The sequence below is a fragment of the Pseudomonas sp. NPDC087342 genome (assembly GCF_044744265.1).
Lineage (GTDB): Bacteria > Pseudomonadota > Gammaproteobacteria > Pseudomonadales > Pseudomonadaceae > Aquipseudomonas > Aquipseudomonas nunensis.
The window spans coordinates 23075-42095 of sequence record NZ_JBIUXZ010000024.1 but is presented as its reverse complement, the minus strand read 5'-3'; the positions used below and the strand labels follow the sequence as shown (position 1 = coordinate 42095).

Here is a 19021-nt window from a genome sequence, read left to right as displayed (position 1 = left end):
AATGCACGTTTTGCCTTGCGTCATGCGATTGAAACACCCGGATGACAAAACAACCCCTGGCCGATCGTCGGCCTAGGACTCAACCAATCATCATTCCCAAGGAGTGGGTATATGAAAAAGCTTTACGCAGCCCTCGCGATCCTCGCGATAACGTTCGGCAACATCGGGCTGAGCAGTGCTCGGCAAACACACCAAGGCAAAGCGCCTGTCGAGTCAGTGGCAGGAGTATTCGATTACTACCTGCTGACGCTGTCCTGGTCGCCGACCTTCTGCCTGACCCACAAAGACGACGTGCAGTGCTCCGGCAAAGGCTACGGCTTTGTGCTCCACGGCCTCTGGCCGCAATTCGCGAAGGGCGGCTGGCCGGAGTCGTGCCCGCCGATGGTGGCGTTGTCACCGGCCGAACGCACCCAAGGGCTGACGCTGTTCCCTACGCCGAAGTTGCTTGAACATGAATGGCCCAAACACGGCACTTGCAGCGGTCTCGGTGCGACGGGTTATCTGGATGCGGCGGACAAAGCGGTTGCTGCCGTGAAAGTCCCCGAGCAACTTCAACCTTTCAGCGGCACGCATTACTTCACGGCGCAGAAAATCAGCGACCTGTTCCGCGAGAGCAACCCTGGGATTCCGGCGGACGGTATTGCTGTGTTGTGCAGTGGCCCGGAGTTGTCGGAAGTGCGGGTGTGCATGGGCAAGGATCTGGAGTTCGGCGCGTGCGGGAAGGGCGTGAAGACCCAATGCCGCGCGGGAGATATCCGGGTTCCGCCGTCGCGCTGATATCGCCTAATTAAAACGCAAAACCTGTGGGAGCGAGCTTGCTCGCGAAAGCGGACCTACATTCAGCACCCATGTTGGCGGGTCTGACCTCATCGCGAGCAAGCTCGCTCCCACAGGAAAGTGGTGATTCTTAGTTCTTGATAATGCCGGTTTTTTTGAAGCCGGCATTTGAACAAATCCCCCACATCCCTCATCCTTGCGCGCTAATTCAATGGATTGTCAGAAAAGCCTGCAAGGAGCTTGTGCATGAGCGGAAAACCCGCTGCCCGCCTCACCGACCCCACCGCTTGCCCGCTACCGGGACACGGCACCAATCCCATCGCCAGCGGTTCGCCCAATGTGAACTTCGATGGCCTGGCCGCTGCGCGCATGACCGACAAATCGGCTTGCGGCAGTCCGATCACCGGCGGCGTGTCCGCCACGGTATTTATCAATGGCTTGAACGCCGCCACCCTCGACAGCGTAGGTGGCCACGGCAATGTGGTCATTGGTGGTTCAGGCACAGTGATTATTGGCGATACCGTGGTCAGTGCTCCGTTCACCGGTCTATTGCCGATGCCGGTCAACTTCACCGACAAGTTGAAACTGGTGAACGCGACGACCGGCGAGCCGATGCCGAATCATCCCTACATGATTCAGCGTGCGGATGGCCGCCAAGAGCATGGAGTGTCTGACGCGTCGGGGTTCACCCACACGATCAGTTCGCACCTTCCTGAAAGCATCAAGCTGTTTTTGGAGGAGTGAGGCATGGCGGGTGAAACGGTTACGTGCGCTAAAGGCAATACGTATAAGCAGCAAAGTGAACATACGCTGACGGACAAGAAGGATGTCAGTGAAAAGACTGTGCCGATTGAGAGTACCAAGGCAATTGTTATTTTTGTGGGCGGGGCTGGGGATAAGGAAAGTTACTATTTCTCAGGTCCTTTCCGAAATGTTCTCCAGGCACGGACATCGTTCGATAAGCGTACTAATACCTTGAAAGACGAGGGGAAGTATAAGTCTGACTGGGTTGGCTACAATGATGTCAGAGGCAAAAAAGATATTCAGAAAAATGTGTTGGCTTTAATTCCGTACAAGAGCTGCCCGGTATATATTGTCGGGCATAGTCTGGGTGGTTGGAACGGTGCCCATCTGACGAAAATAATGTCGGATTGGGGTTATAAAATAAAAATGTTGATCACCCTGGATCCTGTTGGTGAGGGTGCTTTAGTCTGGTTTGGCTCTGATATCTATATGGATAAACCCTCTCCCGTTGCTGAGAACTGGATTAATGTAAAGGCGACGCCTTCGACACCGGATGACTCAGATGGGGTAGCGGACTTTGGTGAAAAATGGATTATTGATTGCGGCCCTTCCATAAATGCCAATATAGATGCAAATCATTATAATGCTAATGCGTTGTTTGTTAAGCCAATCTCGGGAGCGAAATCTGCTAGCGACTTGCTATTTGAGTCGATAATGAAGGAGTTTTCATAATATGAAAAATTCTTTCATTCTATTACTGCTTGTCCTGGTTTCTTCTTGTGCCAAGGATCATGGAATGCCAGCTGCCAATCTGAGCTATGTGTCCATTGAACGAGAAGATCAATCCTCTCTATATGATATTCACTACAGGTCAGACATTAACTTTTTGGATCTGTTTGGCAAGGGTGAAAGTGAGGGCGTCGCATCTGCCATACTTGAATGTGCACTTGGCGATGACCAGGATATTTCCGTGGAGCGTTTTCGGCAGCTTTCAGCGTATGGGGTGATTGAGACGGATCAGGTCAAAACGGATGGGCAGAGTTATCGTTATGTTACGAGTGCTTTTTTTAAGAGGACTATAAAAAATGGCACTGGAGATGATGACTTATCTATAAAGGAAATAAATTCAATTCTTTCGAATAAGAGTAGTGTTCCTTGCAAAGCTGTACTCACAGCTTATGGCTATAAGCCTTATTACTCAAATGTTATGAATGTTCCCGTGGCTGATCTGCTGCGCGAGGTCAATAAACCATGAGTCAGTTGCGTTTATTCGTGATTGTAGGGCTTGCCAAGAATGAAGATCTTAATATGTCTGCTTTTAGCTATGATGTGCTCGTCTTGCGCTAAAGAGCATAATAAGTCATCTGCTACTGTAGAGTTTTTGTCAGTCAAACGGGAGGGAGGACTTCAACTGTACGATATCAGTTTCAGTTCCAATATTAATCTTCAGGACCTTTATGGGCGAGGAGAAGGGCTGGGGCAGGCTTCAACTAATCTTATCTGCGCGTTGGAAAATGACAGTGATTTTTCAGTTGGCAACACGATAGAACGCTCCGCGTATGGTTTGATAGAGAAGAGCGCTTCCGGTCATGTTCAGGGCGCATTCAGTTATGTCACCCGTGCCTTTTTGAGCGAAACACGCAATAAAGGCACGTCTCGGAGAAATCTTTCGGTGGATGAGTTGAACTCGATTCTGGCGACTAAAACAGATATTCCATGCAAAGTCGTCATCACCGCATACGGTTACAAACCGTACTATTCGAATACCATGCACATCCCAACCGCCGATCTCCTTCGCGAAATCAACAAGCCAAGATCCAAATGACGAAAACCCGGAGGTGCAATCTTCAACCCCGCGCCTCCCCGCTCAACGCCTCCTTCAAAAACTCCACCAACCCGCGCTGTAACCCGGTCAACGTGCCCTCGCGACTCACCAACGCCAACTCCGAAGACGGCAACTCAGGCAAATCCGTACACACCGTATGCTCCGGCAGCACCGCCGACTCCGGCAATACGGAAATCCCCAATCCCGACGCCACCGCCGCTTGAATCCCGGTCAAGCTATGGCTGCCGAACGCCACGCGCCACGACCGCTGAGCCTTATCCAGCAAGCGAATCGCCCGTTGTCGGTAAATACAGCCCTGCGGAAACAACGCCAACGGCAACACTCCATTAGCTGAATCCACCCCGGCACCTTTCACCCACACCAACACTTCCGGCCAGGACGCCCAGCAGGGACCGCTGTCTGGTTCGCGTTTGATTAGGGCGATGTCGATGTCACCGGCGTCGAGTTTCTGCTTGAGGTCGAGGCTCATGCCGCTGATCGTTTCCAGTCGTGCATGCGGTTTCGCCTGGTTGAACCCGGCGAGTAGCGTGGCCATGCGTCGGGCGTCGAAGTCTTCCGGCACACCGAGGCGCAGGATCTCCAGATCGACGTCGCTGGCCAGCGCTTGTACCGCCTCCGAAGACAGCGCCAGCAAGCGCCGGGCGTAACCAATCAACCGTTCGCCATGTTCGGTGACGCTGACGTTCTGCCCAGTGCGGTCGCGAATCAACAGCGGGTGGCCGATCAGCTCTTCCAGTTTGCGCAACTGTTGGCTGACCGTGGATTGGGTCCGGTGCACGCGCTCGGCGGCACGAGTGAAGCTGCCTTCGTCGACCACGCAGACGAAGCTTTTGAGCAGTTCGAGATCGAGCATGGCGGATCTCCTGATATTCGATTTTCAACTGAGTTAGCGGTATAGATTTAATTTCACACTATCACCAAGCGCTCATAAGCTGAAGCTCTCATCTCAGAGGATCTTTCCCATGACGCTCCAGCACACCCCGCGCCCCGAGTGGCTGACCTTCGACTGCTACGGCACGTTGATTCAATGGGACGAAGGCCTGAAAGCCGTGGTCGCCGAGATTTTGCGTGACAAGGGCGATCACTCGGTCGATGTAGATCGCCTGATCGCGGTGTACGACCGCCATGAACATCGGCTGGAGCAGATGCCGCCGCACCGGTCGTTTCGCCAGTTGAGCACCCAGGGTTTGCAACTCGCCCTGGAAGAGCTGGGGTTGGCGAGTCTTCCCGAAGACAGTCAGCGCTTGGCCGGGGCGATTCCGCGAATGCCACCGTTTCCCGAAGTGATCGAGACCCTGGCACGGCTCAAGGCAATGGGTTTCAAGCTGTGCATCGTGTCCAATACCGATGACGACATCATCGCCGGCAACGTTGCGCAACTCGGTGGGCATATTGATCGGGTTATCACGGCGCAACAGGCTGGCGCTTACAAACCCAATCCAAGGCTGTTTGACTACGCTCATGAACAGCTGGGCGTGCGCCGTGATCAGGTGGTGCACATCTGCGCCAGTCCGATGCTGGACCACACCGCCGCGCGGGACATGCAGTTCCGCTGCGTCTGGATCGACCGCGGCACCGGTCGGCATTTGCTGCCGGACTATCGACCCGATGCGATCTTGAGCACGCTGGATCAGGTCGTGCCGTTATTCACTTCACTTGGCTGGTAACTCACGGAGTCGTTATGGCACACACCCTTGCAGGCAGTTCCCGTCCGGTACGTTACGCCGAGCTGAATCTGGATTCGAAGGCTGCAATCATTGCTCGCACGGAATTGGCGGCGTGTTTTCAACTGGCGGCGCTGCACGGTTTGGAGGAGGGCATCTGCAACCATTTTTCGGCGATGGTGCCGGGGCGCGATGACCTGTTTTTTGTGAACCCTTACGGCTATGCGTTTGCCGAGGTCAGCGCCGAGAACCTGCTGGTGTGCGACTTCCACGGCAATGTTGTGGCGGGTGACGGGCAGCCCGAGGCGACCGCGTTCTACATCCATGCGCGGCTGCATAAACAACTGCCGCGGGTGAGAGTGGCGTTTCACACCCACATGCCGAATGCCACGGCGCTGTGTTTGCTGCAAGGTCCACCGCTGCTGTGGCTGGGGCAGACTGCGTTGAAGTTTTATGGGCGCACGGCAGTGGACGAAGACTACAACGGCCTGGCCCTCGATGAGTCCGAAGGTGACCGGATTGCCAGCGTGATGGGCGATGCTGATATCCTGTTCCTGAAGAATCACGGTGTGATCGTTGCCGGGCCCACCATCGCTGAGGCCTGGGATGATTTGTATTACCTGGAGCGTGCTGCTCAGGTGCAATTGCTGGCGATGGCGAGTGGGCGTGAGCTCAAACCGGTGCCGCACGAAATTGCCCAGCGGGCGTATGAGCAGATGCGATTGGGGGATGCCGAGAGTGCGCGGGCGCATTTGCAGAGCGCGATGCGGCGGTTGGCCCGGTAGGTTTTGCGGTGACTGGGCGGGCCTCTTCGCGAGCAGGCTCGCTCCCACAGGGAGATTTGTGGACGACACCGATCCAATGTGGGAGCGAGCCTGCTCGCGAATGCGGTCCCCCCAATCTCAGCCTGCTTGAACCGGCAACCCCAACGCTACCAAATCCCTCCGCAGTTGCGCCGCGTCGAAGAACTGGATCGCATGAAACCCCTCGCGCTGCGCCCCATCGATGTTCGGCCGGTGATCATCAATAAACACCGCACGACTGCAATCAACGTCATAACGTGACGCCAACAACTGGAAAATCTCCGGCGAAGGCTTGATCACGCCCTCGGCGCCCGACACCAGAATCCCTTCGAAACGCTGCAAGAACTCAAAACGCTCAAGGGCGATCGGAAATGTTTCGGCGGACCAGTTGGTCAGCGCCAGCAGCCGGATGCCGTTGGCGTGCAGTTCATCAAGAATGGTCACGGTGTCTTCGATGGCACCGTCGAGGGTTTCTTCCCAGCGTTCGCGGTAGGCGCGGATCAGCGCTTCCTGGCCAGGATGCCGGGCGATGGCTTCCTCGATGGCTTCCTGCCAGGTCCGGCCCTTGTCCTGTTGTTCGTTCCAGGCCGTGTTGCAAACCTCCGAGAGGAAGGTTTCCATCGCCCCTACGTCGTCACCGAACAATTTTTTGTAAAGGTTTCTGGGGTTCCAGCGGATAAGTACATTGCCGAGATCGAAAACGGCGGTATTGATGGCGACCGGGTGAGACTGAGCACTCATGTTTTCCTCCATGGGTAAACCTGCGGGACAGGTCCTGAGGCCTTTGATCCTAGCAGAGCGGGTTTCCCATTGGCTCCCGACAACCCCGTAGACTAAGCTCACAAAAAATAAGGGCTTTGGGCCTTCGCCCGTGCCGTGCCCTTCAGGAAACACCTTTGCCTATTCCCATTCACGACTCGCACCACGCCCCCGGCGCCCTGAAACGCTTGCCTTTGCTCAAGGCCGCAGCGTTTTTTATCGCGGCGGTGTGCTTGTGCCTGTGTGGTTTGCTGTACCTGCAACTGGAGCAATCGCGACGCCATGACCTGGCGTTGGCAGAAGTCGCGTCGTCGAACCTGACCCGGGCCATGGCGCAGCAGGCCGAAGACACGTTCATGAAGGCTGATCTGGTGCTGACCAGCCTGGCCGACTGGATTCAGGCCGACGGTTACGACGCGACCCAATTGCCGCGTCTGCACAAAACCTTTGTGCAGCGGGTGCAAGCCTTGCATCAATTGCATGGGATTTTCCTGTTCGACAAACAGGGGCAATGGATCGTGAACTCGTTCCAGGACTTGCCGCGTGGCTCGGGTGTATCGGACCGCGAGTACTTCAAATTCCACCAGCAAAACGTTTCGTCCCTGGCGCACATCGGCCCGGCTATCCGCAGTCGCGAGAACGGTGAGTGGATCATTCCGGTGACCAAGCGCGTCAACGACAAGGATGGCAACTTCCAGGGCGTGTTGCTGGCCGGGATCAAGATGGCTTACTTCGATCAGTTCTTCAAAAGCTTCAGCATCGATGAGCAGGGCACGATGTTTCTGGCGCTCACGGACGGCACGTTGCTGGCGCGGCGACCGTTCGTGGATTCGCAGATCGGCACGTCGCTGGCCCAAGGTGCGATTTTTCAAAGGCACTTGCCGAGCGCGAATTCCGGCAATGCGATGATCAATTCGGTGGTCGATGGTACGGTGCGTCTGTATGGCTACCGTCAACTGGAAGCGTATCCATTGGTGGTGTCGGCGGCCTCGTCAAAGGACGCGATTCTCCAGGACTGGTACGCGACGGCGTTTCAATCGAGCGTCATCGTCGCCCTGGTGATATTGGGTGTGGGGCTGTTCGGCTGGGTGTTCATTCATCAGGTGCGCGACGGTGGGCGGATCGAAGCCGATCTGCGCCAGGCCCAGGAAGCGCTGGAGCTGATCGCCACCCATGACAGCCTGACCGGTTTGGCCAACCGACGGCTGTTCGAGCGGGCGCTGGACATCGAGTTCGGTCGCGGTTCCCGACAGGCGAGCCCGCTGAGCCTGGTGATGCTCGATATCGATTTCTTCAAACGCTACAACGACACTTACGGTCATGTGGCGGGGGACCATTGCCTGGCCGAAGTGGCCCGGGCGCTGAAGAGTTGCTGTCATCGCAAGGCCGATCTCGCGGTGCGCTATGGCGGTGAAGAGTTTGCAGTGTTGCTGCCGGACACCGACATTCACGGTGCACTGGTCATCGCCGAGCAAATTCGCCGCAGTGTCATGGACAAAAACATCACCCACAGCGGTTCGCCCACCGGGTACGTGACCGTTAGCCTGGGTTGCTATGCATTTGTGCCGACCGGACGCGACAGCATCGAAGTTTTCATCCAGCGCGCAGACGCCGCGCTGTATCAGGCCAAGCACTCCGGACGAAATCGTTCGGCGGTGCTGTCGCTGGAGGGTGGCGTCGAGGCATTGATGCGTTCGGATCGCTGAATAGGTAAAAAGACAGGTCCTGTTCCCGACCTTCAAGATTAGAAGCTGCCTTTTCGCGTTCAACTGCCCGTGCCACCGCCAGCTCCGCCCGTCCCGCCACCGGGCGCTCCGGTGCCACCGCCCGCGCCAGAACCGCTGGTCCCGCCGTTGCTGCCATTGACGCCCGAGCCTGTGCTCGATGAGTTGGTGCCGTTATTGGTTTCTTTACCACCGGACGGTGCGCCGGGCGTGCTGTTGGGTGGCAGTGTCGAGCCGCTGACTCCGCCGGATTTGGTGCCGGTGGCGTCAGGGGCATCGTTGGCTGCATAGCTGGCCAGCGGCGCGGCGCACAGCAAACCAGCCAGCAGCAAGGAGGTGATTTTGGTCGTGATCATGGTACGTCTCCAGAATTGAGTCGCTACCTGATATTGGTGTTCGGGTGGGCGCGGTTGGTGCCGGCAAGATGACGAATGGCGACCTTCCACTGTGGGAGCGGGCTTGCTCGCGAAAGCGTCGGCACATCCAACATTGATGGCGAATGGCATACCGCTTTCGCGAGCAAGCCCGCTCCCACATTAAATTGTGGTGTCAGTGAGGGCTGTATTCGGCGAGTTTCTTTTCCAGATGCTGCCGAACCTGTGGCCACTCATCATCGATGATGCTGAACCGCACCGAGTTGCGCTTGCGTCCATCCGGCATGATCCGTTCGTGGCGCACGATGCCTTCCTGCTGCGCGCCGAGCCTGAGGATCGCGTTGCGTGACTTCTGGTTGTTTTCATCGGTGGTGAATTGCACGCGCACGCAATCGAGCACTTCAAAGGCGTGGCGCAGCATCAGGTATTTGGCTTCGGTGTTGACGAAGGTTTTCTGCCAACTGGCGCCGATCCAACTGCTGCCGATTTCGAGCTTGCGATTGAGTCGGTCGACTTTCCAGAAGCGTGTCGAGCCGATGACCTTGCCGGTGTCCTTGAGCACGATGACGAATGGCAGGACAGTGCCAGCGTCGCGCCCATCAAGGGCTCTTTTCAGGTAGCTGTCGACGGTGGTCGGGGAGGGCACGACGGTCACCGTCAGGTTCCACAGTTCACCGTCCCCGGCTGCCTCGACCAAGGCGTCGGCATCGGTGTATTGCAGGGGGCGCAGGAGGATTCTGTGGCCTTCGAGGCTGGTTTCCATGAGTCGCTATTCTCGGCAAATCGGCTAGGGCGTTGGACGCCTATTACGCCGCAGATTACTTCCCGGGCGCAACCACCAGAACGGGCTGCTGTCACAACCTGGACACCTCGCTGCCAGGAGCCTCGGCCGATGAAGAATTTGCGAATCGCGACGTTCAACGTCAACGGCCTGCGGGCCCGACTGCCCAACCTGCTGGCCTGGCTGGCGCGAGAACAACCGGACATTGTTTGCCTGCAAGAACTCAAGTCCGTCGACAGTGCGTTCCCCGCCGCCGAGCTGGAAGCGGCCGGTTACGGTGCGATCTGGCAGGGCCAGTCCTCCTGGAACGGTGTCGCAATTCTGGCCCGGGACGCGCAGCCGCTGGAGAGTCGTAGCGGCTTGCCCGGCGACGACAGCGACACCCAGAGCCGCTACCTCGAAGCTGCGGTGCACGGGGTTTTGGTGGGGTGTCTGTATTTGCCCAACGGTAACCCGCAACCGGGGCCGAAGTTCGATTACAAATTGGCCTGGTTCGAACGATTGATCAGTTATGCACAGGCCCTTCAAGTCAGCGAGCATCCGGTGGTCCTGGCCGGCGACTACAACGTGGTGCCCACCGACCTCGACATCTACAACACGCGCTCCTGGCTCAAGGACGCGTTGCTGCAACCCGAGAGCCGTGAGTGTTATCAACGATTGCTGGATCAGGGCTGGACCGATTCCCTGCGTCATCTCTATCCCGAGGATCGTCTCTACACGTTCTGGGATTATTTCCGACAGCACTGGCAGAAAAACTCCGGGTTGCGCATCGATCATCTGCTGTTGAATCCGGCGCTGAGTCCGTACCTGCAAGAGGCCGGTGTCGATGCCTGGGTGCGCAACGAGCCTCATGCCAGCGACCATGCGCCGACCTGGATCCGGTTGGGCACGCGTAAGCGGCGTTGATATTACGTCGACGGCGATTGGCGAAATCAATTGTCGGTCACAGGGCTTTTTCCCTTATATATGGCGCCCATCGGCGGAGTGATCCGCGGCCCCGCACATAAGGACTGAGCAATGAGCGAGTCACGCCTGAAGAATCTGAACCTGTATTTGCAACGCCTGGGTTTCAACGCACCCCCCGCGCCCACTCTGGAAACCTTGCGTCAACTTCAGCTGCGCCACACTGGTGCTTTCCCGTTTGAGAATCTCACGACGTTATCCGGCGAACCGGTACTCATCGATTTACCTTCGATTGAGCAGAAAGTCCTGCATCAGGGCCGTGGTGGCTACTGCTATGAACTGAACAACTTGTTCCTCTCGCTGCTGCAGGAACTGGGCTTCGACGCGCGCGGCATCAGCGGCCGTGTGGTGATGGGCCAGCCCGAAGGTGCATGGACGGCGCGTACCCACCGCTTGAGCCTGGTGATCCTGGACGGCGTGCGCTACATCACCGACGTCGGCTTTGGCGGCATGGTGCCTACCGCACCGCTGAAACTCGATAGCACCGACGAACAACTCACCCCCCACGAACCCTATCGCATCGAACAACATGTCGACGGCTACACCCTTCGCGCAAAGGTCGCTGATGAATGGCGGGCGATGTATATCTTTGACCTGCAACGCCAGGAAGACATCGATTACACCGTCGGCAATTGGTATGTCTCGACGCATCCTGAATCGTCTTTCGTCAAACAGTTGATGGTGGCGCGTACCGGGGAAGGGTGGCGCAAGACGCTGAACAACGGCAGCTTTGCGCTCCACCGGATAGGCAGCGAGAGCGAGCGGCGCCAAGTGACGGATATAGATGAATTAACCGGGTTGCTGCAAAGCGAGTTCGGGATTCAGGTGCCGATCAATGACCGGTTGCGGCTGGTGCTTGCGCGTTTGATTGAGCCGAAAGAACTAGCCTGATCGAGTCTGCTTTGCGTCGGTTGGTCGTCGCCAGGCGCTTCAGGGATCCTCTGCATACGCATCGACGCCGATGTAAAAGTAGTCGATGGCTGGCCATGATTTCCGATCATGGATCAGCGTCTCTCCTGAGCCCATCGTGATGGAATAACCAATGTCGGTCTGCTTGTCTCGATAGAAATGTGCTGTCGATTCCCATATGCAACACACTCGCTCGAGGGCGGGCTGGCCAAATTGTTGCTTGAGGTATTTTTCAGCTTTAGAGGCGTTTTCCCCCGATACACGGTAGCTGGCCGAGAACGGCTGTCCCTGACGATCGATTGACTGCTGACAGCCCTGAAACTCGATAAACCCGGGCTTGTCGCTGAGCTTTGCCAAGAAGTCGTCACACGCGAGCTCGGCCTTGGCGCCGCTGGCGAAGAGCATTAACAGGGCAGCCAAAAGCCTTAACAGTGATGGACGTTTCAATTCTTTCCCTGCCTGTAAATCACCACACCATTTCCTTTGGATACCGCCCAGACACCAATGCCGGGCGGTGAGGTTGTTATCTACGGCCGGACATCCGGCTCCATCACCCGATGGATTTCGCTGAGGGCGTCAGCGAGTTTTTTCTCCAGACATTTCAGGTCGGTCGCCGTTACGCCTTTTTTGAGATGGCCGCCGCTGGCACCGCTGTGTGGCGCGGCCTTCGGGGCTTGTCCCTTATCGCTGAGCAATACCTGACGCAACGTATTGTTGATCACCGTCTGATACCCAAAGCCCTCGTTCTCCGCGAGCGTACGAGCCGCCTCGATCACGGCATCATCCAGCATGATGGTGATGCGGGTCTTGCCTTTGCTGGAAGCAATCGCCCCGCGCTTGGCGTTACTGAAGTCGTACTCGTCTTTCATGGTCATGCCTCCCTGTATTGGTGGCGCTCGTTTTTGGTAGCGGTGCGCGCGGAAATAATTCGAACGAAATTCGGGTCACGCCAGGTGTAGGCAACCACCAGCACACGTCCTTTGGCATCCTGTCCCAGGATGATCCAGCGTTGTTCATCGTGATCGCAGTCTTGCAAGGTCAAGGCTCGCTCGTCATTGAATACGGTTTCGGTCTCGGCCAGGCTGACTCCCCTATGCTTGAGTTTATTGGCTGCATTCTTTGCTTTGTCGTACTGAATTTCGAATGGCTTCATTATGCATACTTTATATGTATAAAAAAGAGGGCATCCGTGCCGGCGGTCGCCATGAAGGCAAAAGACTAGCGGGGGGTTGTGCAGGGATGGATGTATTGCAAGGTTTTTGCTGGCTCAAGTGCACTGTTCAACGAGCAGGATGAACAGATGTCCATAATTTGACTGGTCAGTTGTATACAACTCTATAGACATTTGTCCTGAGTCTTGCATACAGTGTGCGCATAACAAAAACCAGGGAACCCCCCAACCATGAAAACGCCCCATGTTTCACACCAACGGCCCGAGGATGAAAACCTTGGGATCGGCGCGAATATGGCTTACGGCCTGCAACACGTTCTGACCATGTACGGCGGCATCGTCGCGGTACCCTTGATCATCGGCCAGGCGGCCGGGCTCTCACCGGCGGACATCGGTTTGTTGATTGCTGCTTCATTGTTTGCGGGGGGCCTGGCGACATTGCTGCAGACCCTCGGATTACCGTTTTTCGGTTGTCAGTTGCCGCTGGTGCAGGGCGTGTCGTTCTCTGGCGTCGCGACCATGGTGGCAATTGTCAGCAGCGGCGGGGAGGGTGGCTTCCAGTCGATCCTCGGCGCGGTGATAGCTGCCTCGCTGATCGGTTTGCTGATCACGCCGGTGTTCTCGCGAATTACCAGGTTCTTCCCGCCGCTGGTCACGGGCATTGTGATCACCACCATCGGCCTTACGCTGATGCCGGTGGCCGCACGTTGGGCCATGGGCGGCAACAGCCACGCCCCGGACTTCGGCAGCATGGCGAACATCGGTCTGGCGGCAGTGACCCTGGTATTGGTGCTGCTGTTGAGCAAGGTCGGCAGTGCGACCATCTCGCGTCTGTCGATCCTGCTGGCCATGGTCATCGGCACGGTGATCGCGGTATTCCTCGGCATGGCAGACTTCTCGTCCGTCACCCAAGGCCCGATGTTCGGCTTCCCGACACCGTTCCACTTCGGCATGCCGACCTTCCACTTCGCCGCGATCCTGTCGATGTGCATCGTGATCATGGTGACCCTGGTGGAAACCTCCGCAGACATCCTTGCGGTGGGCGAGATCATCGGCACCAAAGTCGACTCAAAACGCCTGGGCAATGGTCTGCGCGCTGACATGCTGTCGAGCATGATCGCGCCGATCTTCGGCTCCTTCACCCAAAGTGCTTTCGCCCAAAACGTCGGGCTGGTGGCGGTGACCGGCATCAAGAGCCGCTTCGTGGTCGCCACTGGCGGCATCTTCCTTGTGATCCTCGGCCTGTTGCCGTTCATGGGCCGGGTCATCGCCGCTGTGCCGACGTCGGTACTCGGTGGCGCCGGCATCGTACTGTTCGGCACCGTGGCGGCCAGTGGCATTCGTACGCTGTCCAAGGTCGACTACCGCAACAACGTCAACCTGATCATCGTCGCCACCTCCATCGGCTTCGGCATGATCCCCATCGCCGCACCGAACTTCTACGACCACTTCCCGAGCTGGTTTGCGACGATCTTCCATTCGGGCATCAGCTCGTCGGCGATCATGGCCATCGTGCTGAACCTGACCTTCAACCACTTCACCACCGGCAACTCGGACCAACAGTCAGTGTTTGCGGCCGGCACCGAACGCGTCCTGCGCTACCAGGACCTGGCGGCGTTGCGCGAGGGGGATTACTTCAGCGAAGGCAAACTGCATGACTGCGACGGCAAGGAAATCCCGGTCATCGAGGCCGACCATGGGCATGCAGAGCCACGGTCGACGCATTCGAAAAGTGGGGAGCATGTCTGACGGCTGTATTTGCTAAATAAAAAGGGCTGTAGATCAAAAGATCGCAGCCTTCGGCAGCTCCTACGCGCCTGTGGGCGCCGCCGAAGGCTGCGATCTTTTGACTTTTCACAGACACACAAAAAAGCCCCTGAACCTTTCGATTCAGGGGCTTTTCGATGTTGCTGTCTGGCTCCACGACCTGGACTCGAACCAGGGACCCAGTGATTAACAGTCACTTGCTCTACCAACTGAGCTATCGCGGAATGGCGTGTATGTTACTGATTCAAAAAGAGAAGTCAAGCATCCATTGCTAACTTCATCGATTCAATGGCACGAGTGGTGTTTTAGCGCTGATTGGCGGTTACCAGAATCGTGGGAGAGGTCTACCATAGCTGCCCGGAAGTGGTGACACGCGCTACCGGCCATTCGCCGAAAAGGTAAGCGCCATGAATCATCCAGCACTCGCATCGCAAACAAACGGGGTGTTCGCATGAGCATCGCCCAGATCAGTCTGCCCAAGGGTGTCGGCCCTCACGCCGAAAAACTGTTGGACGCCATCACTCAGGCCAGCACCGCTGACGAATTGAACCGCGCCGGTGGCAAGGCTGAAGGCTTTGTCCTTGGCCTGGAAAGCGCCAAGGCGATCAAAAGCCAAGTGGCCGAATCGCTTTACGTGGCTTACGACGACGCCGCCAGCCAGCGCGCAACCGAACTGGCTTAACCGCCGAAGGTGAAGGTGCCGAGCATCAGCTTGGCATACAGCGAGGTGGCGGCCAGTTGCACCAGCCACAAGGCCAGGCCACCAAGAAATACGCCGGCAGCCACTTGCAGCACCAGGTTGTTGCCGCGTTTGGCCGGGGTGCGGGGCACGAAATGGTCCAGCTCGTCCCGGTCAGCGCGTAGGTCATCGTTTTTCATGTGGGTTCTCGTAGATATTCTCGGGTGTACACATACTTGTAGGAGCGAGGCTTGTGTGGCGAGGGGGCTTGCCCCCGTTGGGTCGCTAGCGACCCTAAAGTCTTTCAGTTGCACCGCATGCAATGATTTTACGACTGCTTCGCTGCCGAGCGGGGGCAAGCCCCCTCGCCACATCAAGCCCATTCCCACATTGGATCTGTGTGCAGTTTAGAGGGCGCAGACATCGCTTTGACACTTATCTGCGACAAATAAAAAACGGGAAGCCCAAAGGCTTCCCGTTTTTCGTACCGCGCGAGACTCAGATCACCTGAACGATGGCCTTGGTCACGGCGTCGATGTTGCTCTGGTTCAGCGCGGCCACGCAGATGCGGCCGGTGTCCAGGGCGTAGATACCGAACTCGCTGCGCAGGCGGGTCACTTGCTCGACGGTCAGGCCGGAGTAGGAGAACATGCCGCGTTGACGACCGACAAAGCTGAAATCCCGTTGTGGGGCTTGCTTCGCCAGCGCTTCAACCATCTGGATGCGCATGCCACGAATCCGCAGGCGCATTTCGGCCAGTTCTTCTTCCCACTGCGCGCGCAGTACCGGGCTGTTCAGCACGGCGGCGACGATGCTTGCACCGTGGGTCGGCGGGTTGGAGTAGTTGGTGCGGATCACGCGTTTGACTTGCGACAGCACGCGCGCGCTTTCTTCTTTCGATTCGCTGACGACCGACAGGGCGCCAACGCGCTCGCCGTACAACGAGAACGATTTGGAGAACGAGCTGGAAACAAAGAAGGTCAGGCCCGATTCGGCGAACAGACGCACAGCGGCTGCGTCTTCGTCGATGCCGTCGCCAAAGCCCTGGTAGGCCATGTCGAGGAACGGTACATGACCCTTGGCTTTCACCGCGTCCAGCACGTTGTTCCAGTCCGCCGGGCTCAGGTCCACGCCGGTCGGGTTGTGGCAGCAAGCGTGCAGTACAACGATCGAGCCGTTTGGCAGCGCGTTCAGGTCTTCGAGCAGGCCGGCGCGGTTAACGTCGTGGGTCGCGGCGTCGTAGTAGCGATAGTTCTGTACCGGGAAACCGGCGGTTTCGAACAGTGCGCGGTGGTTTTCCCAGCTTGGGTCGCTGATCGCCACGACAGCGTTCGGCAGCAGTTGCTTGAGGAAGTCGGCACCGATTTTCAGTGCGCCCGTACCGCCAACGGCTTGGGTAGTGAGGACGCGACCGGAAGCGATCAGCGGCGAGTCATTGCCAAACAGCAGTTTTTGCACGGCCTGGTCGTAGGCGGCGATGCCATCGATCGGCAAGTAGCCACGGGAAGCGTGTTGAGCGACGCGAATCGTCTCGGCTTCGACAACGGCGCGCAGGAGTGGAATTCGCCCCTCCTCGTTGCAATAAACACCGACCCCCAGGTTGACCTTGTTGGTACGGGTATCGGCGTTGAATGCTTCGTTGAGGCCCAGGATTGGATCGCGTGGTGCCATTTCGACAGCGGAGAACAGGCTCATTTTTGCGGCGGCTCTGAATGGAGTGTGGAGGGACGTGTCGCGCTCCAGCCGAATGCACTAGAGCGGTGCACAAACGGGGAGCTAGTATAGAGGCCATCTGCGATTGATGGCGACAGACGATTCGGCTTTTACAGCAAGTTTTTTCGATTATTTTTCGACCGTTAGTCGATTGGCATCGTCAAAGACTTCGAGGGATGTAGGACGTTTGCCTTGAAAGCGCGGGCAATCGGCTCCACATTGAGCACAATCCAGTTTTTTTCCTCGGGCGACGTGAGTCGTTTGCGGCCTTTCTCGCTCCTGTCGGTTTGACCGTGCAAGGCGCGAACCCAGAGGTATTTCATGTCTGAATTCCAGCTAGTCACCCGCTTCGAGCCCGCCGGCGATCAGCCGGAAGCCATCCGCCTGATGGTCGAGGGCATCGAAGCCGGGCTGGCGCACCAGACGTTGCTCGGTGTGACCGGTTCGGGCAAGACCTTCAGCATCGCCAACGTAATCGCCCAGGTGCAACGTCCGACCCTGGTGCTGGCGCCGAACAAAACCCTGGCCGCGCAGTTGTACGGCGAGTTCAAGGCATTCTTCCCGAACAACGCCGTCGAATACTTCGTTTCCTATTACGACTACTACCAGCCCGAAGCCTATGTGCCGTCGTCGGACACCTTCATCGAGAAGGATGCCTCGATCAACGACCACATCGAGCAGATGCGACTCTCCGCGACCAAAGCGCTGCTGGAGCGCAAAGACGCGATCATCGTCACCACGGTGTCGTGCATCTACGGTCTGGGCAGCCCGGAAACCTATCTGAAAATGGTCTTGCACGTGGATCGCGGCGACAAGCTCGATCAACGCGCCTTGCTGCGACGTCTCGCCGATTTGCAATACACCCGCAACGACATGGATTTCGCCCGGGCGACCTTCCGTGTGCGCGGCGACGTGATCGATATCCACCCGGCGGAATCCGATTTTGAAGCGATCCGCATCGAGCTCTTCGATGACGAAGTGGAGAAAATTTCCGCGTTCGATCCACTGACCGGCGAAGTCACCCGGCAGTTGCCGCGGTTCACGTTTTATCCGAAAAGCCACTACGTGACGCCACGGGAAACCCTGCTGGGCGCCATCGAAGGGATCAAGGTCGAGCTTCAGGAACGCCTGGACTACCTGCGCACCAACAACAAATTGGTGGAAGCCCAACGTCTGGAGCAGCGCACCCGGTTTGACCTGGAGATGATCCTGGAGTTGGGTTACTGCAACGGCATCGAAAACTACTCGCGCTACCTGTCGGGCCGTGAGTCCGGTCAGGCGCCGCCAACGTTGTTCGACTACCTGCCGGCCGACGCCTTGCTGGTGATCGACGAATCCCACGTCAGCGTGCCGCAGGTCGGCGCCATGTATAAAGGCGACCGCTCGCGTAAAGAGACGTTGGTGGAATACGGTTTCCGCCTGCCGTCGGCACTGGATAACCGGCCGATGCGTTTCGACGAATTCGAAAACATCAGCCCGCAGACGATTTTTGTCTCGGCCACGCCGGGCAACTACGAAGCGGAACACGCCGGTCGCGTGGTCGAGCAACTGGTGCGTCCGACCGGCCTGGTGGACCCGCAAATCGAAATCCGCCCGGCGCTGACCCAGGTCGATGATCTGCTCTCGGAAATCGGCAAGCGCGTGGCGCTGGAAGAGCGGGTGCTGGTCACTACGCTGACCAAGCGCATGTCCGAAGACTTGACCGATTACCTCGCTGATCACGGCGTGCGGGTGCGTTACTTGCACTCGGACATCGATACGGTCGAACGGGTCGAAATCATCCGCGACTTGCGCCTCGGCACCTTCGACGTGCTGGTGGGGATCAACCTGCTGCGTGAAGGCCTGGACATGCCGGAAGTGTCGCTGGTGGCGATTCTCGATGCGGACAAGGAAGGCTTCCTGCGTTCCGAGCGCTCGCTGATCCAGACCATCGGCCGGGCGGCGCGTAACCTCAACGGTCGGGCGATTCTGTATGCCGACCGGATTACCGGCTCCATGGAGCGGGCGATTGGCGAGACCGAGCGCCGTCGCGACAAGCAGATTGCGTTCAACCTGGCCAATGGCATCACGCCTAAAGGTGTGTTTAAGGACGTCGCCGATATCATGGAAGGCGCCACCGTGCCGGGCTCGCGCAGCAAGAAGCGCAAAGGCATGGCCAAGGCCGCCGAAGAGAGCGCCAAGTACGAAGCCGAATTGCGTTCGCCGGGCGAAGTCGCCAAGCGGATCAAGGCGCTGGAAGAGAAGATGTACGCGCTGGCGCGTGATCTGGAGTTCGAAGCGGCGGCGCAGATGCGCGATGAGATTGGCAAGTTGCGGGAGCGGTTGATCTCAGTCTGATATTTGCAGA

Annotated in this window: 23 protein-coding genes and 1 tRNA gene; 13 read left to right on the top strand and 11 right to left on the bottom strand. The window is 57.6% G+C overall.

Annotated elements, in window-relative coordinates:
• Positions 1–111: 111 nt before the first annotated feature.
• The 5 genes from ACIOYV_RS28015 to ACIOYV_RS27995 all read left to right on the top strand — a co-directional run bounded on the left by ACIOYV_RS28015 (position 112) and on the right by ACIOYV_RS27995 (position 3346).
• Complete coding sequence (locus ACIOYV_RS28015) at positions 112–777, top strand: ribonuclease T2 (protein WP_401328961.1); 666 nt, start codon at positions 112–114, stop codon at positions 775–777.
• A 246-nt stretch (positions 778–1023) separates the two neighbouring features.
• A complete protein-coding gene (locus tag ACIOYV_RS28010; protein WP_054054171.1) occupies positions 1024–1521 on the top strand; it encodes a PAAR domain-containing protein in 498 nt (165 codons plus the stop codon).
• A gap of 3 nt (positions 1522–1524) precedes the next feature.
• Positions 1525–2253: an alpha/beta hydrolase gene (locus ACIOYV_RS28005; protein WP_401328957.1), complete on the top strand. Its 729-nt coding sequence runs from the start codon at positions 1525–1527 to the stop codon at positions 2251–2253.
• 1 nt (position 2254) lies between these two features.
• Positions 2255–2776, top strand: coding sequence for a hypothetical protein (locus ACIOYV_RS28000; RefSeq protein WP_401328954.1), 522 nt, complete (start codon positions 2255–2257; stop codon positions 2774–2776).
• Between the two features lie 39 nt (positions 2777–2815).
• Positions 2816–3346, top strand: a complete 531-nt coding sequence (locus ACIOYV_RS27995; protein WP_401328951.1) for a hypothetical protein — start codon at positions 2816–2818, stop codon at positions 3344–3346.
• A gap of 22 nt (positions 3347–3368) precedes the next feature.
• Here ACIOYV_RS27995 and ACIOYV_RS27990 read toward each other — a convergent pair whose 3' ends face one another.
• Positions 3369–4220: a LysR substrate-binding domain-containing protein gene (locus ACIOYV_RS27990; protein WP_401328948.1), complete on the bottom strand. Its 852-nt coding sequence runs from the start codon at positions 4218–4220 to the stop codon at positions 3369–3371.
• Between the two features lie 109 nt (positions 4221–4329).
• On the opposite strand from ACIOYV_RS27990, the gene ACIOYV_RS27985 reads away from it, so the two are divergent.
• Positions 4330–5034 carry a haloacid dehalogenase type II gene (locus ACIOYV_RS27985; RefSeq protein WP_401328945.1) on the top strand — a complete coding sequence of 235 codons (705 nt, stop codon included), beginning with the start codon at positions 4330–4332 and terminating at the stop codon, positions 5032–5034.
• Between the two features lie 14 nt (positions 5035–5048).
• Entirely contained in the window at positions 5049–5816 is a 768-nt protein-coding gene (locus ACIOYV_RS27980) for an aldolase (protein ID WP_401328942.1), read from the top strand.
• 117 nt (positions 5817–5933) lie between these two features.
• On the opposite strand, the gene ACIOYV_RS27975 is transcribed toward ACIOYV_RS27980, so the two are convergent.
• Positions 5934–6575 (bottom strand): HAD family hydrolase, encoded by a 642-nt coding sequence (locus ACIOYV_RS27975; RefSeq protein ID WP_401328939.1) that lies wholly within the window; start codon positions 6573–6575, stop codon positions 5934–5936.
• A gap of 155 nt (positions 6576–6730) precedes the next feature.
• Between ACIOYV_RS27975 and ACIOYV_RS27970 the strand changes: the two genes are divergently transcribed.
• Entirely contained in the window at positions 6731–8299 is a 1569-nt protein-coding gene (locus ACIOYV_RS27970) for a diguanylate cyclase (protein WP_401328936.1), read from the top strand.
• A gap of 59 nt (positions 8300–8358) precedes the next feature.
• Here the strand turns inward: ACIOYV_RS27970 and ACIOYV_RS27965 are convergent, their stop codons facing one another.
• Both ACIOYV_RS27965 and ACIOYV_RS27960 read right to left on the bottom strand, forming a co-directional pair.
• A complete protein-coding gene (locus tag ACIOYV_RS27965) occupies positions 8359–8673 on the bottom strand; it encodes a hypothetical protein (protein WP_054615529.1) in 315 nt (104 codons plus the stop codon).
• A 193-nt stretch (positions 8674–8866) separates the two neighbouring features.
• Positions 8867–9454: a GNAT family N-acetyltransferase gene (locus tag ACIOYV_RS27960; RefSeq protein WP_401328931.1), complete on the bottom strand. Its 588-nt coding sequence runs from the start codon at positions 9452–9454 to the stop codon at positions 8867–8869.
• Between the two features lie 129 nt (positions 9455–9583).
• Here ACIOYV_RS27960 and ACIOYV_RS27955 point away from each other — a divergent pair, with 129 nt between their 5' ends.
• Together ACIOYV_RS27955 and ACIOYV_RS27950 are read left to right on the top strand one after the other, a co-directional pair.
• Complete coding sequence (locus tag ACIOYV_RS27955) at positions 9584–10378, top strand: exodeoxyribonuclease III (RefSeq protein WP_401328928.1); 795 nt, start codon at positions 9584–9586, stop codon at positions 10376–10378.
• Positions 10379–10489: 111 nt separating this feature from the next.
• Positions 10490–11326, top strand: coding sequence for an arylamine N-acetyltransferase (locus ACIOYV_RS27950; protein WP_401328925.1), 837 nt, complete (start codon positions 10490–10492; stop codon positions 11324–11326).
• A gap of 39 nt (positions 11327–11365) precedes the next feature.
• Here the strand turns inward: ACIOYV_RS27950 and ACIOYV_RS27945 are convergent, their stop codons facing one another.
• The 3 genes from ACIOYV_RS27945 to ACIOYV_RS27935 form a co-directional block, all read right to left on the bottom strand.
• Positions 11366–11791 (bottom strand): DUF4952 domain-containing protein, encoded by a 426-nt coding sequence (locus ACIOYV_RS27945; RefSeq protein ID WP_401328922.1) that lies wholly within the window; start codon positions 11789–11791, stop codon positions 11366–11368.
• 80 nt (positions 11792–11871) lie between these two features.
• Positions 11872–12213 carry a BrnA antitoxin family protein gene (locus ACIOYV_RS27940; RefSeq protein ID WP_401328919.1) on the bottom strand — a complete coding sequence of 114 codons (342 nt, stop codon included), beginning with the start codon at positions 12211–12213 and terminating at the stop codon, positions 11872–11874.
• A gap of 2 nt (positions 12214–12215) precedes the next feature.
• On the bottom strand, positions 12216–12497 hold the full coding sequence (locus tag ACIOYV_RS27935; RefSeq protein ID WP_054054142.1) for a BrnT family toxin: 282 nt from the start codon (positions 12495–12497) through the stop codon (positions 12216–12218).
• Between the two features lie 249 nt (positions 12498–12746).
• Between ACIOYV_RS27935 and ACIOYV_RS27930 the strand changes: the two genes are divergently transcribed.
• Positions 12747–14264, top strand: a complete 1518-nt coding sequence (locus ACIOYV_RS27930) for a nucleobase:cation symporter-2 family protein (RefSeq protein ID WP_401328916.1) — start codon at positions 12747–12749, stop codon at positions 14262–14264.
• 166 nt (positions 14265–14430) lie between these two features.
• Here the strand turns inward: ACIOYV_RS27930 and ACIOYV_RS27925 are convergent.
• A tRNA-Asn gene (locus ACIOYV_RS27925) sits at positions 14431–14506 on the bottom strand.
• Positions 14507–14733: 227 nt separating this feature from the next.
• Between ACIOYV_RS27925 and ACIOYV_RS27920 the strand changes: the two genes are divergently transcribed.
• Positions 14734–14964, top strand: coding sequence for a hypothetical protein (locus ACIOYV_RS27920; RefSeq protein WP_054054139.1), 231 nt, complete (start codon positions 14734–14736; stop codon positions 14962–14964).
• On the opposite strand, the gene ACIOYV_RS27915 is transcribed toward ACIOYV_RS27920, so the two are convergent.
• The 3 genes from ACIOYV_RS27915 to ACIOYV_RS27905 form a co-directional block, all read right to left on the bottom strand.
• The gene (locus ACIOYV_RS27915) at positions 14961–15161 is read right to left on the bottom strand and encodes a hypothetical protein (protein ID WP_054054136.1); all 201 of its coding nucleotides are present in this window, start codon (positions 15159–15161) and stop codon (positions 14961–14963) included. The genes ACIOYV_RS27920 and ACIOYV_RS27915 overlap by 4 nt on opposite strands.
• A 298-nt stretch (positions 15162–15459) precedes the next feature.
• A complete protein-coding gene (locus tag ACIOYV_RS27910) occupies positions 15460–16656 on the bottom strand; it encodes an amino acid aminotransferase (RefSeq protein ID WP_401328912.1) in 1197 nt (398 codons plus the stop codon).
• A gap of 161 nt (positions 16657–16817) precedes the next feature.
• On the bottom strand, positions 16818–16997 hold the full coding sequence (locus ACIOYV_RS27905) for a hypothetical protein (RefSeq protein WP_054054132.1): 180 nt from the start codon (positions 16995–16997) through the stop codon (positions 16818–16820).
• On the opposite strand from ACIOYV_RS27905, the gene uvrB reads away from it, so the two are divergent.
• Positions 16996–19011 carry an excinuclease ABC subunit UvrB gene (uvrB, locus tag ACIOYV_RS27900; RefSeq protein WP_054054130.1) on the top strand — a complete coding sequence of 672 codons (2016 nt, stop codon included), beginning with the start codon at positions 16996–16998 and terminating at the stop codon, positions 19009–19011. The two genes, ACIOYV_RS27905 and uvrB, sit on opposite strands and share 2 nt — an antisense overlap.
• The last annotated feature ends 10 nt before the right edge of the window (positions 19012–19021 follow it).

What these genes read in the sequence shown, in the direction of transcription:
- ACIOYV_RS28015 (WP_401328961.1), top strand. Translation starts at nt 112, where the DNA reads ATGAAAAAGCTTTACGCAGCCCTCGCGATCCTCGCGATAACGTTCGGC.
- ACIOYV_RS28010 (WP_054054171.1), top strand. Translation starts at nt 1,024, where the DNA reads ATGAGCGGAAAACCCGCTGCCCGCCTCACCGACCCCACCGCTTGCCCG.
- ACIOYV_RS28005 (WP_401328957.1), top strand. Translation starts at nt 1,525, where the DNA reads ATGGCGGGTGAAACGGTTACGTGCGCTAAAGGCAATACGTATAAGCAG.
- ACIOYV_RS28000 (WP_401328954.1), top strand. Translation starts at nt 2,255, where the DNA reads ATGAAAAATTCTTTCATTCTATTACTGCTTGTCCTGGTTTCTTCTTGT.
- ACIOYV_RS27995 (WP_401328951.1), top strand. Translation starts at nt 2,816, where the DNA reads ATGAAGATCTTAATATGTCTGCTTTTAGCTATGATGTGCTCGTCTTGC.
- ACIOYV_RS27990 (WP_401328948.1), bottom strand. Translation starts at nt 4,220, where the DNA reads ATGCTCGATCTCGAACTGCTCAAAAGCTTCGTCTGCGTGGTCGACGAA.
- ACIOYV_RS27985 (WP_401328945.1), top strand. Translation starts at nt 4,330, where the DNA reads ATGACGCTCCAGCACACCCCGCGCCCCGAGTGGCTGACCTTCGACTGC.
- ACIOYV_RS27980 (WP_401328942.1), top strand. Translation starts at nt 5,049, where the DNA reads ATGGCACACACCCTTGCAGGCAGTTCCCGTCCGGTACGTTACGCCGAG.
- ACIOYV_RS27975 (WP_401328939.1), bottom strand. Translation starts at nt 6,575, where the DNA reads ATGAGTGCTCAGTCTCACCCGGTCGCCATCAATACCGCCGTTTTCGAT.
- ACIOYV_RS27965 (WP_054615529.1), bottom strand. Translation starts at nt 8,673, where the DNA reads ATGATCACGACCAAAATCACCTCCTTGCTGCTGGCTGGTTTGCTGTGC.
- ACIOYV_RS27960 (WP_401328931.1), bottom strand. Translation starts at nt 9,454, where the DNA reads ATGGAAACCAGCCTCGAAGGCCACAGAATCCTCCTGCGCCCCCTGCAA.
- ACIOYV_RS27955 (WP_401328928.1), top strand. Translation starts at nt 9,584, where the DNA reads ATGAAGAATTTGCGAATCGCGACGTTCAACGTCAACGGCCTGCGGGCC.
- ACIOYV_RS27950 (WP_401328925.1), top strand. Translation starts at nt 10,490, where the DNA reads ATGAGCGAGTCACGCCTGAAGAATCTGAACCTGTATTTGCAACGCCTG.
- ACIOYV_RS27940 (WP_401328919.1), bottom strand. Translation starts at nt 12,213, where the DNA reads ATGAAAGACGAGTACGACTTCAGTAACGCCAAGCGCGGGGCGATTGCT.
- ACIOYV_RS27935 (WP_054054142.1), bottom strand. Translation starts at nt 12,497, where the DNA reads ATGAAGCCATTCGAAATTCAGTACGACAAAGCAAAGAATGCAGCCAAT.
- ACIOYV_RS27930 (WP_401328916.1), top strand. Translation starts at nt 12,747, where the DNA reads ATGAAAACGCCCCATGTTTCACACCAACGGCCCGAGGATGAAAACCTT.
- ACIOYV_RS27920 (WP_054054139.1), top strand. Translation starts at nt 14,734, where the DNA reads ATGAGCATCGCCCAGATCAGTCTGCCCAAGGGTGTCGGCCCTCACGCC.
- ACIOYV_RS27915 (WP_054054136.1), bottom strand. Translation starts at nt 15,161, where the DNA reads ATGAAAAACGATGACCTACGCGCTGACCGGGACGAGCTGGACCATTTC.
- ACIOYV_RS27910 (WP_401328912.1), bottom strand. Translation starts at nt 16,656, where the DNA reads ATGAGCCTGTTCTCCGCTGTCGAAATGGCACCACGCGATCCAATCCTG.
- uvrB (WP_054054130.1), top strand. Translation starts at nt 16,996, where the DNA reads ATGTCTGAATTCCAGCTAGTCACCCGCTTCGAGCCCGCCGGCGATCAG.
- ACIOYV_RS27905 (WP_054054132.1), bottom strand. Translation starts at nt 16,997, where the DNA reads ATGAAATACCTCTGGGTTCGCGCCTTGCACGGTCAAACCGACAGGAGC.